We start from the raw sequence: 15,322 nt of genomic DNA on the forward strand, positions 1-15,322 counted from the left end.
CCTGCCCTGCGGTCATTCATCTCACGAGGCGTACTTGATGGTGCAGCCGTAGGCGCGCGTCACCGGGTTCGGCACGGGTTGGCCGGCCTTCATGGCGTCGAGAGCCTCGACCACGTAGTTGGTGGCCTTGGGGATATCGGCTTCACGCGCGGTGGCGATGGAGTCGATGCCACCCATGTACTGCAGCACACCCTGCGCGTCGATGACGTACATGTGCGGCGTGACCTGCGCGGCGTAGGCGCGACCGACCGTGCCCTGCTCGTCGAGCAGCGTGCTGGCCACCGCCGTGACCTTGCGCTCGGTATTGAGCTTGCGCGCCTGCTCGCCGCTGACGTGGCCCTGCGAGCCGGGTTCGGACGAAATCACCTGCAGCCACACGGCGCCATGTTCAGCCGCCTTGGCCTGGGTGGTCTGCATGTTGCCGCTGTTGTAGTGCTTCCGCACGAAGGGGCAGTCGTGGTTGGTCCATTCCAGCACCACGGTCTTGCCGCGCAGCGCCGACAGTTCCACGGTGCTGCCATCGGCCGCGACGGCCTTGAAATCCGGTGCCGGCTTGCCGACTTCGGGAGCGGCCACGGCCGCCAGCGGGGCGAGGAAACCGGCCGCCAGCGCGGCGGCTATCAGGGGGCGAATCATCATCGGAACACTCCTTGGTTTGCGGGAAAAATCGCCATCGCCTAAACGCCATTCAGCGCGTTCAGCACGATGTCGGGGGTGAGAATCTGCGGCAGCACCACGGCTTGCGCATCGCGCTGCGGCGGGTAGTACAGGTACAGCGGCACACCGCTGCGGCCGAAGCGCGCCAGCACTTCGCCGATGGCGGCATCCTGGTTGGTCCAGTCGCCCTTGAGGTAGGCGACGTCGCGCTCGGCAAAAGCCGCTGCGACCTCGCTGCGTTCCAGCGCGACCTGCTCATTGACGATGCAGGTGATGCACCACGCCGCGGTCATGTTGACGAAGACCGCCCGCCCTTCGGCGCGCAGCGCATCGAAGCGCTGAGGGGTCCACGCTTCGTGCTTGAGCAGCGCACCCTGAGCCTGCGTGGTACGCGCTTGCTGCGTCGCGAGCCCGGTACCGACCGCTACGGCAGCCACCACCAGCGCCGCTGCGACCAGCTGAGCGCTGCGGCGCAGACGCGCGCCGGCATGCCAGGTGGCGTCGTACAGCCAGGCTGCCAGCGCAATCGCCAGCATGCCGCCGGCTGCCACCAGCACACCGCTGGCGCCGGCCTGCAGCGCCAGCACCCACAGCAGCCACACCGCCGCGCCGTACATCGGGAAGGCCAGGAATTGCTTGAAACGCTCCATCCACGGGCCCGGCCGGGGCATGCGTGCGATCAATGCCGGGCGGAAGGCCAGCACCACGAAGGGAATCGCCAGGCCCAGACCAAGCGCAAGGAAGATCGCCAGCAGGGAGAGCGGCGGCTGCGTCATCGCAAAGCCGATGGCCGCGCCCATGAAGGGTGCCGTGCAGGGCGTGGCGACCACGGCCGCCAGCACGCCGGTGAAAAAGCTGCCGGAATGCCCGCCGCGCGTGGTCAGTGCGTGGCCGAAGCCCACCAGACCACCGCCAATCGTGAACACCCCGGAGAGGTTGAGCCCCACCGCGAACAACAGCCACGCCACCATCACCACGAACACAGGCGACTGGAACTGGAAGCCCCAGCCCAGCCGTGCGCCGCCCTGCTGCAGCGCCAGCACCACCACGGCCAGGAGAGCGAAGCTGGTCAACACGCCAGCCAGATAGGCCAGCCCGTGGCCGCGTACGCTGGCCGCGTCGCCGCCGGTGCGCACCAGCGCCAGCACCTTCATGGCCAGCACCGGGAAGACACAAGGCATCAGGTTAAGGGTCAGGCCGCCGGCCAGCGCGAACAGCAGCGCCAGGCCGAGGCCGATAGACGGCGCACCTGAACCGGAAGCCGCAGCAACCGGCTGCCCCTCTGCAACGGTCTCGACGCGCGGTGCAGCAAGCTCGAAGGCACTCGTCAGCGGGCCGTCTGCAGCGTTCTCGCGGATCACCAGCACGCCGGTCAGCGGCGCATCGCGCGCGGGGGCCTGCCCGCGCGGCGCCTCCAGCACGATACCGTCGGCCGTACGCGACAGCCTCTGCGGCGCGGAGTGATCAATGCGCCCCCAGTCCAGCGGATAGAACCAGATGTCGGTGGCGCCATCCGGCAGCACGCCGGTGTCGACCGCGATACGCACCTCAGCCTCTCCCACCGCGTGGCGCGCCCCCCAAGGCGAGGGCTGCGGCAGCCGTGCGCGCGCCGCGGCAATCGCGGGGTGCCCGGCGCCAGCCGTCTGCGCGGCCACCGGCAGATCCAGCGTCAGCTCGACGTCCTCGGGAATGCAGATGTCGGCGCAGACCAGCCAGGACACCGCCGCACGCACGGTCATGATGGAGCCGGGTTCGGCATCGGTCGGCACGGTGAGCGGCGACAGCAGCGTGACCTCGCCCTCGTAGCCGTAGTTGGTCACCGGGCCGAGCGCGTGCCGCTCGGGCGCCGGCCACTGGATATCGCCGACCTGGACGCCGTCCGGAACCTCCCAAGCAATGGTGGTCGCCAACCCCGAATCGCCGGGGTTCTGCCAGTAGGTGTGCCACTTCGGAATGATGGTCTTGGCCACGCCCAGCGTCAGTGTATCGCCCGGTGCCACGGCCTCGGCCGAGGCCACCAGACGTGCCGAGACATGCGGGGTATCCACCTGTGGCCCTTGCAATGCCGCATGAGCCGATGTCAGCAGGCAGGCAGGGATCAGGGCGGCAAGCAGGGCGATGCGGCGAATCATGCGAACTCCGGAAGACGGACGGACAGGGCATGAAGCGTCTGGCCCCGTCAATGGAGTGTCGCAACTCGCTGGGGTTCCTGAGCAGGCCAAGGATGTATCGCCCGGCCGCCTGCCTGATCGGTGCGCAATCGTCGGCAATCCATCCCGGCCAATGACTTGCCCCGCCAACTCAGCGTCTATCCACAGGCTTATCCACACTCGCTGTGGATGAACTCAGGCAAGCCGCGCGCTCAGAGCGTGCCGTTGCGGTCCGGGCGAGACGCGGCGGCATCGGCGTCGGAAGCGTCACGAAACGGAATCATCAGCATGCCCGGAAGACGGTCGGCCACCCGGGGGTCGCGGTACTCCGCCAGACCGATACGCATGCCTTCATGGCCATCGCGCGGTTGGGCGCGATAGGTGCCGAAGAGCCGGTCCCACCACGGCAGGTTGAAGCCGTAGTTGGAATTGGTTTCGTCCGGGTGTACCGAGTGGTGCACCCGGTGCATGTCGGGCGTGACGACGACACGACGCAGCACGCGATCCAGGCTTGCCGGCAGGCGCATGTTGCCGTGGTTGAACATCGAGGTGGCGTTGAGCAGCACCTCGAAGATCACCACCGCCACCACCGGCGCACCGAGCACCGCGATGGCGGCGAACTTGATGAGCATCGACAGCACGATCTCGATCGGGTGAAAGCGGGCACCGGTCGTCACGTCGTAATCGAGATCAGCGTGATGCACGCGGTGCAAGCGCCATAGGGCAGGCACCGCGTGCACCATGACGTGTTGCAGCCAGATCACGAAATCCATCGCAACCACCGCCAGCGGCACGGCCAACCACGGGGACACCGCAAAATGGTTGAGCAGGCCCCAGCCCTCGGCTGTGCAGAAGGCCGCCACACCCACCGCAGCGGCCGGAAACAGCAAACGCACGAGCAAGGTGTTGAGCGCGACGATGCCCAGATTCGCCCCCCAGCGAATGGCCCGCCCGAGCGTGAGTGCGCGACGCGGCGCGAACACTTCCCACAGCGCGACGACCGCAAACACGCCGATGAAAAACCCCAGGCGGATCGCCGGCTCGCTGTCGAGGATCAACTGTTCCAGATTCATCCGACCCTTCTCCTGAAAGCGCGATCACCGCGTTCTCGCGACGCCACGGTTTCACTCCATGTTTGTTGGAATCCGTACGTAAGGAAATACTAATATAATCGCACTGCCCCAGATGAGCACCTCTCCTTGAGGGGCGTTGAGCCAACTACACTCCAACAGTTGATGGAGTATCACCCAATCAACTCAGCACCGGACAACCCCGCATGACCACCACTCTCAGCGAGCGCCTCAATGTAGCCATTCTGGTGATCAGCCAGACGCTGTTCATGGTGGCCTCGATAACCGTGATGACGCTGAGCGGCCTCGTCGGCCGTGCGCTTGGGCCAGACCCAAGCCTGGCGACCCTGCCGATCGCGATGATGATGCTTGGCACGGTGATCTCCACGCTGCCGGCCTCCCTCTACATGAAGCGCGTCGGGCGCCGAGCAGGCTTCATCACCGGCGCAAGCATCGGCGGCCTTGGAGGTGGGCTACTGGCGTTTGGCGCCGTGGCGCTGGAATCGTTCTGGCTGTTCTGCCTGGGCAATCTGCTGCTTGGCCTGTACCAGAGCTTCGCCATGTATTACCGCTTTGCCGCAGCCGACGTCGCCAGCGCGGCCTTCCGCCCGCGCGCAATTTCCTTTGTGATGGCGGGCGGCGTGGTCGCGGCCTTTCTCGGGCCATGGAACGCCAATCTGGCTTCGGGCTGGGTTTCGGCCGTGCCGTCCGGCGGCCCGTATCTGGTGATTGCGCTGCTCGCGCTGGCTTCCATCGGCTTGCTCGCCTTCCTGCGCGTGCCGCCCACGGGTGAGCCGCGGCCGGGTGACCCACAACGCCCGATGGCCGAAATCGCGCGGAGCCGGCGCTTCATCGTCGCGGCGCTGGCCGCGGCTGCCGGCTACGCGATCATGATCGTAGTGATGACAGCCACGCCGCTGGCCATGCGCAGCGCCGGCTTCGAGATGAGTGACATCGCGTTCATCATGCAGTGGCATGTGCTGGGCATGTTCGCACCGTCTTTCTTCACCGGCAGTCTGATTGCGCGTTTCGGCCACGCTCGCGTGCTGCTCGCGGGCTGCGCGTTACTCACGCTAGCAGCGCTTACGCCGACGTTGGGCAACACGCTGTTGCTGTTCTGGACGGCGCTGGTGCTGCTCGGCGTCGGATGGAATTTTCTCTTCATCGGCGGCAGCGCCCTGCTCACCTCCGCTCACTCCGAAGCCGAACGCGGCAAGGTGCAGGGCACCAACGATCTACTGATTTTCTCGCTGGTCAGCATTGGCTCGCTGCTCGCCGGCAAGCTTTTACACTCGGCTGGCTGGGCCACACTGAACCTGTCGATGCTGCCGCTGATCGCATTGGTCGCAGCGGCCGCACTGTGGCTGGGTGGGCCGCTTGCACCACGCGCGGCCTCCTCCACAGGCATTCCGAAAGACGCCTGATGAACCCACGCGGGAGCAAAGCGCTGATCGTCGAGCAAGCCGCCCGCATCAGCAAGCCCCGTGTCCAGCCCGAAACGCCTGGAAGTGCTCGAAAACTGCTCGCGCCCGGATGCAGGCGTCCAGATGCGCGCAGCGCGCGGCCAACTCAAAATCAGTGACGGCGTGGTGGAATGGCAGGCGGCCGGCTTGCTGGTCAAGCGCGGAAGTTACTGAGGGCTCCGCGCGATCGGCACAGAGCCCTCAGCATGCAGGCAGGTTAGCGCTGCACCACTTCCGGATTCAGCAGCGTCGGCGGCTGCTTGCCCGACAACGCGGCAATCAGGTTGTCCGCCGCCAGCATGGCCATGGCCAAGCGCGTTGCGCGGGTGGAGGACCCGATGTGCGGCGTGAGCACGACGTTGTCGAGCGCGAAGTAGCGCTCGTCGAGCGCCGGCTCGTTCTCGAAGACATCCAGCCCGGCCCCGGCGATGGTCTTGCTCTGCAGGGCAGCGATCAATGCCGAATCATCGACGATGCCGCCGCGCGCGATGTTGATGAGATGCGCGGAGGGCTTCATCTGTGCGATCTCGGCGGCACCAATGACGTGGTGGGTGGCCGGCGAATACGGCAGCAACAGCACCAGGAAGTCGGCTTCAGCCAGCAGCGTGTCGCGCTCCACCCAGCTCGCCTTGCAGGCCGCTTCCTGCTCGGACGTGAGTCGCGAGCGGTTGTGATAGATCACCCGCATGTCAAAGCCCAGCGCGCGACGCGCCACGGCCTGGCCGATGCGGCCCATGCCGAGAATGCCGAGCGTGGCGTGGTGGATGTCCGAACCGAGCCAGTCGTCACGGAACTTCCAGCCCTTCCACTGCCCTTCGCGCACCCAGCGGTCTGCGCCGACGATGCGGCGGCCGGCCGACAGGATCAGCGCCCAGGCCGTGTCGGCGGTGGTGTCGTTGAGCACACCGGGGGTGTTGGTAGCCATCACACCCGCCGCGGTAATGGCCGGCAGGTCGAAGTTGTTGTAGCCGACGGCGACGTTGCACACGGCCTTCACGCCGGGCGCGGCGGCCAGTACCGCGGCGTCGATACGGTCCGACAGCATGGTGATGGCGCCGGCCTTGTCGGCCAGCCGCGCCTTGAGTTCATCGGCCGGTAACGCGGCGTCGCGGTCGTTGTAGTCGATGTCGAAATGCGGCGCGAGGTGCTCGATGACTTCGGGGAACACCTGGCGCGCGACGAGGATCTTCGGTTTGATGGTCAGTCCTCCTTGCTGCGCATGGATTCATAGAACTCATAGGCGGCCATGCCGATGCCGATCGCGACCACGACGATCATCGCGATCTCCTTGATCTTGAACAGCGGCGGCAGCAGGAAGGCCGAGAGTGCGACCAATCCGAGCAAACCCGCGAAAAGTTTGAAGGCCATTTGAGGTTCTCCTTTATTCGGCTGACGCCAGTGAGGCCATAAGCCAACGCGCGGTACGCAACAGCCGTGCGTCGTCACCGACACGCCCGACCAGTTGCACCCCCACCGGCAGGCCGTTGCCGGCGCTGAGCAAGGGCAGGTTGATGGCCGGCATGCCGCAGAAGGTCCATAGCGTGCAGAACTGCGGGTTGCCGGTGGACTCCAGCCCGTGCGGCGCGGGGCCGTGCGCGGCGGGTGTGATGATGGCGTCGAAGCGGTCGAAGACTTCGTCGAGCGATTCAGTGATCGGCTCGATGCGCGCTTCGGCACGGCGATAGTCCACCACCGTGGTCGCACGGCCACGTTCGATCTGCGCACGCAGGGTGTCGGACATCTTGTCCTTGCCGCGCTCGTAGTCGGTCTCGTAGCTGGCCGCGATGTCGGCTTCCATGATGGTCTTGTGCCAGTCCAGTACCTGGGCGGACGACTCCGGCAGGATGAACTCGCCGACCTGATTGCCCAGGTGAGCGACCAGCTCGCCAAAGCCCTCGCGCACGTCCTCGTCGAGCTGATCCCACCACGGCGTGCGGATCAGGGCCAGCGTGGGCGTCAGCGGCGGCTCTTCCTCGCACACCTTGAGCATCGGGATGGCCGCGCGAGGGCGCATGGCGGGCTCGTACTCGTCGTAGGCCGCGATGACCTCACCGATCAGCGCGATGTCTTCGACCGAACGGGCAAAGCAACCGGCCTGATCGAGCGGCGGAGACTGCTGCAGGATGCCGCGGCACGAAACCAGCCCGCGGGTCGGCTTGAAACCGAACACCCCGCAGAAGGCCGCCGGCCGGATCACCGAACCATTGGTCTGCGTGCCCAGCGCAAGCGGCACCATGCCGGCCGCAACCGCCGCCGCCGAACCGCTCGACGACCCACCCGGTGTGTGCTCCGGGTTGTGCGGATTGCGCGTCTTGCCCGGCGACATGGTCGCCATCTCGGTGGTCACCGTCTTGCCCAGGATCACCGCGCCGGCAGCGCGCAGCACGTCGACGATCTTGGCGTCGATGTGCGGGCTGCGGCCCGAGTGCAGCGCGGTGCCGTCCTCGGTCGGCATGTCAGCGGTGTCGATGATGTCCTTCACCCCCACCGGCACGCCGTGCAACGGCCCCAGCGGCTTGCCTTCGCTACGCCACTTGTCGGCCTTTCGCGCAATGGTCAGCGCATGTTCGGTGTCGAGGTAAGCCCAGGCCTGCACTTCTGGCTCGCGGGCCTCGATCTGGGCCAGACACGCACGCACCACGTCCTCCGAACTGAACGCACCGTCACGAATACCCTGTGCAAGCTGACGGGCGGACAACCAGTTAAGTCCTTCCATATGCTTCGTTATGCCTCAATTTCCGTAGAACAGGTCCGGCAGCCAGTACACCAGCTGCGGAAAGATGTAGACCAGGGCCATCGCCACGAACACCAGCATCAGGAACGGCATGCACCCCTTGAAGATCTCGACCAGTTCGATGCTTCCCTTGGGCACGACCCCCTTGAGGTAGTACGCCGCCATCGCCATGGGTGGTGTCAGGAAGGACGTCTGCAGGTTGAGGGCGATCAGGATACCGAAGAACAGCGGATCAACGCCGAAGTGCGGCAGCAGCGGCAGGAAGATCGGCACGAAGATGATGATGATCTCGCTCCATTCCAGCGGCCAGCCGAGGATGAAGATGATCAACTGAGCCAGCAGCAGGAAGGTGATGGTGTTCAGGTCCAGCCCGAGCACGAAGGTCTCGATCACGTGCTCGCCGCCGAGGTAGGAGAACACCGACGAGAAGGTCCACGAACCCACGAACAGCCAGCACACCATGGCCGTGGTGCGCGCAGTCAGGAACACCGCCTCCTTGAGCCGATCCCAGCTCAGCGCGCGATACGCCGCGGCCAGCAGGATGGCACCGGACGCGCCGATGGCGGCCGCCTCGGTCGGGGTGGCCAGACCGAACAGGATGGAGCCGAGCACTGCCAGGATCAGCGTCGCGAGCGGCACGACCGCCTGCAGCATCAGCAGGAAGATGCGCAGCACGGACACCCCTTCGGTTTGCTCGGGCGGCAGCTTGGGCGCGAGCGAGGGGTTGATCAACACGCGGGTGACGATATACACGCCATACAGGCTGGCCAGCAACATGCCCGGAATCAGCGCCGCGGCGTACAGCTTGACCACCGAAACGCCCGCGGTTGCGCTGTAGACGATGAGCATGATCGAGGGCGGGATCAGGATACCGAGCGTGCCACCGGCCGCGATCACCCCGGCCGACAGCCTGCGGTCGTAACCGGCTTTCATCATGGCCGGGAAAGCCAGCAGACCCATCAGCGTCACCACCGCCCCGACAATGCCGGTGGCCGTGGCAAACAGGGAGCACGTCACCAGCGCAGCAATCGCCATCGAGCCCGGCACGAAGCGGAAGGCCAGCTGCAGGCTCAAGAACAGGCGGTCGAGGATGTTTGATCGCTCGACCATGTACCCCATGAAGAGGAACAGGGGTATCGCCGTGAGCACGTCATTGTTCATGACGCTGAAGGTGTTCTGGGTCAGCAGGTAGAACACCCGGTTATCAAAGAACGCCTGATCCGGGGTGAAGTAGGCGTAGTAGCCAAAGCCCACGCCCATCGCGATCAGCGTGAAGGCAATCGGGAAGCCCAACAGGATGACAAAGATGAACCCACCCAGCATCAGGAGGGCAATTTGCGGATCGGTCATTTGCTGGCTCCCGTGCCTTCATTCAGCCGGGCGGTCCCGCCGGCTTCGATTTCATGTCCATGCTCTTTGGCGTTCTTGAGCACGGTTGCTTCCATTTCTTCCACGTCATGCAGCCGTTCAGGCCACATGCCGGTACGGATGCAGATGATGCAGCGCAGAACCTCGGCGATGCCCTGCAACACCAGCAGGCCGCCCGCAGCCGGAATGATCAGCTTGAGCTGCCAGATCGGCACGCCGACCGGACTGTTGACGCTGCGCTCGCCGATGCGGAAGGACTCCATGCCGTAGGACCAGCCCGAGTAGCACAGCGCGATCACGCCGGGAAAAAAGAAGATGATGTACAGGAACAGTTCCAGACTGCCCTGCACGCGCGGCGGCATCAGCCGGTAGAACACGTCACCACGCACGTGCGCCCCGCGCGACAGTGCATAGGCACCCGACATCAGGAACAATCCCCCGTAGAGGATGTAGCTCATGTCGTACGACCAGCTTGTCGGGTCGTTGAGCGCGTAACGGACGAAAACTTCATAAGAGGTGCCCAGCGTCAGGACGACGATGCACCAGGCAAAGGCATGGCCAACCGATTTGGAAATCTGGTCAATGCCATGCAACAGGGTTTGGATCAACATGCAGTGCCACTCCGCGAGACACGGCGACAGCCCGAAGGCCGCCGCCGTGTTGATGCGAGTACTCGATCAGAAACCGAGCTTGCCGAAGACGTGCTCGTAAGCGGCCTTGTAGTCGGCGTTGTTGAAGAAGTGGTAGTAGCCAACGCGCTTGGCCCAATCCTTCTGCGACGCCCAGACCTTGGCAAAGAACGGGTCTTCCTTGATCAGACGCTCGGTCACCACGTCCCACGCCTTGATCTGCGCGTCGAAGATGTCCTGCGGCGTACGGATGATGTTGACCTTGTCCTTCTCCTTGAGCGCCTGCAGATCGGACGAGTAGAGATCCATCGCCAGCGCGTAGTTGGCGGTGGAAGCCGCCTCGGCGCCGTACTTCAGGATGGCCTTGAGGTCATTCGGGAGCGCGTCGTACTTCTTCTTGTTGAAGACGATCTCGAAGAACTCCATGGACTGGTGATAGCTGCCCATCATGTAGTTCTTGGCCACGTCCTGGGCGCCGAAACGACGGTCCGAGGTCGGGTTGTTGAACTCGAAGGCATCAATCACGCCACGCTCCATTGCCGGAACGATCTCGCCGCCCGGCAGCTGGGTTACGCGCATGCCCATTTCCTGCATCAGATCCGCAGCCAGACCCACGGTGCGGTACTTGAAGCCCTTGAGCTCGGCGGCCGACTTGATCGGGTTCTTGAACCAACCCAGCGGCTGCGTCGGCATCGGCATCGCGAAGAAGCCGACCACATTCAGGTTGAGCTTCTTGACCAGCTCGTCATAGAAGACCTGACCTTCCTTGTGGATCCACGCCAGCGTCTGCGCGGCATCACAACCGCTCACCGGGCCGGAACCGAACAGGGACGCGACCTTGCTCTTGCCGTACCAGTACACAGCCACCTGGTGACCGGCATCGATGACGCCCTTGGACGTCGCATCCATGACCTCAAACGGCTTGACGACGGAACCACCGACCAGATAGTCGATGCGCATCCGGCCTTCGGCCATTTCATTGACACGCTTGACGTACTCTTCGGCCATGTCGTTGAAGACGTCCTTGGCGCCCCACGCGCCCTGCATCTTCAGCACGACCGGCGACTGAGCAACGGCAATCATCGGGAACCCGGTGATCGCGGCACCCGCGGCACCGACCGATGCGGTGGTCAGGAACTTGCGGCGCGAGGGCTGCTTCACCGGCTCGGCCTGGGTAGTTTTGACTTCGGTCTCCATTTACATCTCCTCCTTTTATGTACTGCGAAAGGGTGCTGCTGTCATCAATTGCTCCGACCGCAATACGGACGAAACGCTTGATCCTGCTTTGTTTTTCTGTCCGCATTACGTACCGAGGAAACCTCCGCACTGCCACCCAAAGCCATCCCGGGAAAGCACGCGGATCGCGTCCTCCGACTGCCCGACCCGGCAACCGCATAAGCACGCCTTATGCCTGTATACAAGGGCCTGATGCAGGGTATTCCTGCGCTACGGAGGACGGCAATTGTGGATATCGCGGACTGTACGGAAAGGCCGGATGCTGCTTCACGCATCTGCCATGTCAGCACCGCGTAAGCTGGAGATGACCGGAAATGAAAAACGCGGCACCCGAAACGGGTGCCGCGTTTGTTCTGGTGCTGCTGACCGGAATCGAACTGGTGACCTACTGATTACGAATCAGTTGCTCTACCGACTGAGCTACAGCAGCGAAGGGTCGCAAATATACCCGACCCGGCCTGCCGCATCAACCACGCATCAGACGACTTTCAGCTGGATGCCGCACACCCCTTCGACTTCGCCTTCCAGCACGTCGCCACGCACGATGGCACCTACGCCTGCCGGGGTACCGGTCATGATGAGATCGCCCGCTTGCAGCGTGAAGAAACGCGACAGGATCGAGATCTGCTCGGCCGTCTTCCAGATCATCTGCCTGAGGTCGCCGCTCTGACGCACTTCACCATTGACCTTGAACACCATCCTGCCCTGATCGGGGTGGCCGATCTCGGACACCGGGATCAGCTCGGAGCACGGCGCAGAGTGCTCGAAGGCCTTGCCCGCATCCCACGGCCGGCCAAGCTTCTTGGCTTCGCCCTGCAGGTCGCGGCGGGTCATGTCGAGACCTACGCCGTAAGCAAAGACCAGCTCCAGGGCCCGATCGACCGGGACGTCGCGGCCGCCTGCGCCCAGCGCGACCACCAATTCAAACTCGAACTGCACGTCCGTACTCATTGCCGGGTAAGGAAAATCGGCTCCGGACAGGATGTTGTCGGGGCTTTTCTGAAAGAAGAACGGCGGTTCCCGATCAGGGTCATGCCCCATCTCCCGCGCATGGGCAGCGTAATTGCGCCCGATGCAGTAGATGCGGTGGACGGGGAAACGCTTCGAATCACCTCGCACAGGCAGGTCGGGCCGTTTGCACGGCGGGAAAACGTAGTCGGTGTCGTCGCCCATGCTGCACTCCTTCAGCGCAAGTCATTCCGGTCGTGCGAACAGCAATCCCCATTCGCACTGGTTCCGCATTGTGCGCAAAAACACAGTCGCCCGCGCAAACTGACAACTGCCTTACGAATTTTGCGCATCGCAGCACAAGAACTCTTATAGATGAGTCAAATCTCGCGAAGCAGACCACCTCAAGGCCGAAATCAGAACCCAAAACACTGTTATTGCTGAATCAATGATTGCAGCCATCCTCACAGAATGTGCGCACTCACGCATGGTGTACGTATAAATACTATATTGCAGCGCACCAAACATTCCCCTAAAAAGACATTTCCCACCACCCTGGGTGTTGTATCTTTTACAAGACCTGGTCGACCCTGAAAGGGTACGCCCCGGCATCTGCAGTGCGGAATTGCGGACGACCTTCGCAAGCAGCGCGCCGCGAACGATACGGGGAAGGTCGGCCGTCACACCCGGGCCGACCCGCATCCCCGTCGATTTCATCGTTTTCGCAATCGACTGGAGCGCTCAATGATTCTCGACCGACAGCCCGAACAAGCCGCCGAAGCGGCACCTACACCCGACCCGACCTCCAACCACTTCCAGAACACGGAGGCCACCATGACTTCCTCCATCCAATGCCAACAACTGGCCGTCGACGCGCGCCTGCACCGCTTCATTGAAACCGAAGCCCTGCCGGGTAGCGGCATCGATGCGCAGCAGTTCTGGAAGGATTTCAGCACGCTCACGCACGAGCTTGCGCCGCGCGTGCGTGCGCTGCTTGCCGAACGTGACCGGCTGCAGGCCGAGCTCGACCAGTGGCATCGCGCCCATCCCGGCCCGATTCGCGACATGGCGGCCTACCGCAGTTTTCTGCAATCCATCGGCTACCTCGCCCCGGCGCCCGCGCCGTTCAAGGTCAGCACGCAGAACGTCGACAACGAAATCAGCCGTCTCGCTGGCCCGCAGCTGGTCGTACCGGTGACCAATGCGCGCTACGCACTCAATGCCGCCAATGCGCGCTGGGGCAGCCTGTACGACGCGCTGTACGGCACCGACGCCATCCCGGACACCGATGGCGCCGAACGCGGCGCGAGCTATAACCCGGTGCGCGGCAAGAAAGTGGTGGCGCGCGTGCGCGAGATGCTCGACCGCGCCGCGCCGCTGGCCAGCGGCACCTACGCACTGATCCAGTCGCTGCGGGTGCGCGACGGCCGCCTGATCGCACGCCTGACCGACGGCTCGGAAACCAGTCTGACCGACAATGCTCAGTTCGCCGGCCACCAGGGCGAAGCTGACGCGCCGAGCGCGGTACTGCTGCGTCACAACGGCCTGCACATCGAGATCTGTATCGACCGCGACACCCAGACCGGGCGCAGCGACCCGGCCGGCATCAGCGACGTGATCGTCGAGGCCGCGCTGACCACCATTGTTGACCTTGAGGATTCGATTGCCGCGGTCGACGCCGAAGACAAGGTACTGGCCTACCGAAACTGGCTGGGTCTGATGCAGGGCACGCTGACGGCGAGTTTCGACAAGGACGGCCAATCGGTGCGTCGCACGCTGGCCGCCGACCGCGACTACGTCGCACCGGACGGCAGCACGCTGACGCTGCATGGCCGCTCGCTGATGTTCCTGCGCAATGTCGGTTCGCTGCTGACCTGCCCGGCCGTGCGGCTCGAAGACGGCAGCGAGATTCCGGAAGAAATCCTGGATGCCGTGGTCGGCAGCCTGATCTCGCTGCACGATCTGAAATCGCGCCGCAACTCGCGCGCCGGCAGCATCTACATCGTCAAACCCAAGATGCACGGCCCGGCCGAAGTGGCTTTTGCCGGCGAGCTGTTCAGCCACGTCGAGCGCATGCTCGGCCTGCCGCAGGACACCATCAAGCTGGGCATCATGGACGAGGAGCGCCGCACCTCGATCAACCTCGCTGCCTGCATTGCCGCGGCAAAGTCACGCGTGGCCTTCATCAACACCGGCTTCCTCGACCGCACCGGCGACGAAATCCACACCGCCATGGAAGCCGGCCCGATGATCCGCAAGACGGCCATGAAGGGCACGCCCTGGATCGCCGCCTATGAGCGCCACAACGTCATCGCCGGCCTGGCCTGCGGTCTGCGCGGCAAGGCCCAGATCGGCAAGGGCATGTGGGCCATGCCGGACAAGATGGCCGCCATGCTGGAACAGAAGATCGTGCACCCCAAGGCCGGCGCCAACACTGCCTGGGTACCCTCACCCACCGCGGCCACACTGCACGCATGGCACTATCACGAGGTCGACGTCGCCTCGCTGCAGGAGCAGATGGAGGACGAGTGCGACTACGCCGCCGAGCGTGACGCACTGCTCAATGACATCCTCACCGTTCCGGTGGCGGAAAAGCCCGAGTGGAGTGCCGCCGAGATCCGTCAGGAGCTGGAGAACAACGCCCAGGGCATCCTCGGCTATGTCGTGCGCTGGATCGATCAGGGCGTGGGCTGCTCCAAGGTGCCCGACATCAACGACGTCGGCCTGATGGAAGACCGCGCCACGCTGCGCATCTCCAGCCAGCACATCGCCAACTGGCTGCGACACGGCGTGTGCACCGAGCAGGAAGTGCGCGATGTGTTGCGCCGCATGGCCGCTGTGGTAGACGGGCAGAACGCCAACGACCCGGCCTACCGTCCGATGAGCGATGACTTCGACCACTCGATTGCCTTCCGTGCCGCGTCCGAGCTGATCTTCAAAGGCTGCGTCCAGCCCAACGGCTATACCGAGCCGCTGCTGCACCGCTGGCGCCTGGTCGCCAAAGGCGCGCACTGATCCGGACTTGCCCAGATTTGCCACACGGCAGACGGCGCCCATCAAGGCGCCG

At 64.3% G+C, this 15,322-nt stretch carries 13 protein-coding genes and 1 tRNA gene; 3 read left to right on the forward strand and 11 right to left on the reverse strand.

The window, feature by feature from the left end; translation table 11 throughout:
* Positions 1-21: 21 nt before the first annotated feature.
* The 3 genes from AC6H0R_RS03965 to AC6H0R_RS03975 form a co-directional block, all read right to left on the reverse strand.
* Positions 22-639 (reverse strand): redoxin domain-containing protein, encoded by a 618-nt coding sequence (locus tag AC6H0R_RS03965; protein WP_497580043.1) that lies wholly within the window; start codon positions 637-639, stop codon positions 22-24.
* 38 nt (positions 640-677) lie between these two features.
* Positions 678-2,789 carry a protein-disulfide reductase DsbD family protein gene (locus AC6H0R_RS03970; RefSeq protein ID WP_497580044.1) on the reverse strand — a complete coding sequence of 704 codons (2,112 nt, stop codon included), beginning with the start codon at positions 2,787-2,789 and terminating at the stop codon, positions 678-680.
* 230 nt (positions 2,790-3,019) lie between these two features.
* Positions 3,020-3,880 carry a sterol desaturase family protein gene (locus AC6H0R_RS03975; protein WP_497580045.1) on the reverse strand — a complete coding sequence of 287 codons (861 nt, stop codon included), beginning with the start codon at positions 3,878-3,880 and terminating at the stop codon, positions 3,020-3,022.
* 203 nt (positions 3,881-4,083) lie between these two features.
* Between AC6H0R_RS03975 and AC6H0R_RS03980 the strand changes: the two genes are divergently transcribed.
* A complete protein-coding gene (locus AC6H0R_RS03980) occupies positions 4,084-5,301 on the forward strand; it encodes an MFS transporter (protein ID WP_497580046.1) in 1,218 nt (405 codons plus the stop codon).
* A 60-nt stretch (positions 5,302-5,361) separates the two neighbouring features.
* Positions 5,362-5,514: a hypothetical protein gene (locus AC6H0R_RS03985; RefSeq protein ID WP_497580047.1), complete on the forward strand. Its 153-nt coding sequence runs from the start codon at positions 5,362-5,364 to the stop codon at positions 5,512-5,514.
* A 43-nt stretch (positions 5,515-5,557) separates the two neighbouring features.
* Here the strand turns inward: AC6H0R_RS03985 and AC6H0R_RS03990 are convergent, their stop codons facing one another.
* The 8 genes from AC6H0R_RS03990 to AC6H0R_RS04025 form a co-directional block, all read right to left on the reverse strand.
* Entirely contained in the window at positions 5,558-6,565 is a 1,008-nt protein-coding gene (locus AC6H0R_RS03990) for a 2-hydroxyacid dehydrogenase (protein ID WP_497580276.1), read from the reverse strand.
* Positions 6,541-6,708 carry a hypothetical protein gene (locus tag AC6H0R_RS03995; protein WP_497580048.1) on the reverse strand — a complete coding sequence of 56 codons (168 nt, stop codon included), beginning with the start codon at positions 6,706-6,708 and terminating at the stop codon, positions 6,541-6,543. The genes AC6H0R_RS03990 and AC6H0R_RS03995 overlap by 25 nt, the downstream gene beginning before the upstream one ends.
* A 13-nt stretch (positions 6,709-6,721) precedes the next feature.
* Positions 6,722-8,056 (reverse strand): amidase, encoded by a 1,335-nt coding sequence (locus AC6H0R_RS04000; RefSeq protein WP_497580049.1) that lies wholly within the window; start codon positions 8,054-8,056, stop codon positions 6,722-6,724.
* 15 nt (positions 8,057-8,071) lie between these two features.
* Positions 8,072-9,424: a TRAP transporter large permease gene (locus tag AC6H0R_RS04005; protein WP_497580050.1), complete on the reverse strand. Its 1,353-nt coding sequence runs from the start codon at positions 9,422-9,424 to the stop codon at positions 8,072-8,074.
* Positions 9,421-10,053, reverse strand: coding sequence for a TRAP transporter small permease subunit (locus tag AC6H0R_RS04010; RefSeq protein ID WP_497580051.1), 633 nt, complete (start codon positions 10,051-10,053; stop codon positions 9,421-9,423). Before AC6H0R_RS04010 ends, AC6H0R_RS04005 begins: the two co-directional genes overlap by 4 nt.
* A 66-nt stretch (positions 10,054-10,119) precedes the next feature.
* Positions 10,120-11,268, reverse strand: coding sequence for a TRAP transporter substrate-binding protein (locus tag AC6H0R_RS04015; RefSeq protein ID WP_497580052.1), 1,149 nt, complete (start codon positions 11,266-11,268; stop codon positions 10,120-10,122).
* Positions 11,269-11,661: 393 nt separating this feature from the next.
* Positions 11,662-11,737, reverse strand: a tRNA-Thr gene (locus AC6H0R_RS04020).
* A gap of 47 nt (positions 11,738-11,784) precedes the next feature.
* Entirely contained in the window at positions 11,785-12,480 is a 696-nt protein-coding gene (locus AC6H0R_RS04025) for a fumarylacetoacetate hydrolase family protein (protein ID WP_497580053.1), read from the reverse strand.
* Positions 12,481-13,089: 609 nt separating this feature from the next.
* Here AC6H0R_RS04025 and AC6H0R_RS04030 point away from each other — a divergent pair.
* A complete protein-coding gene (locus tag AC6H0R_RS04030) occupies positions 13,090-15,270 on the forward strand; it encodes a malate synthase G (protein WP_497580277.1) in 2,181 nt (726 codons plus the stop codon).
* Positions 15,271-15,322: the final 52 nt, after the last annotated feature.

The sequence above is a fragment of the Pseudazoarcus sp. NS36 genome, from assembly GCF_059703705.1.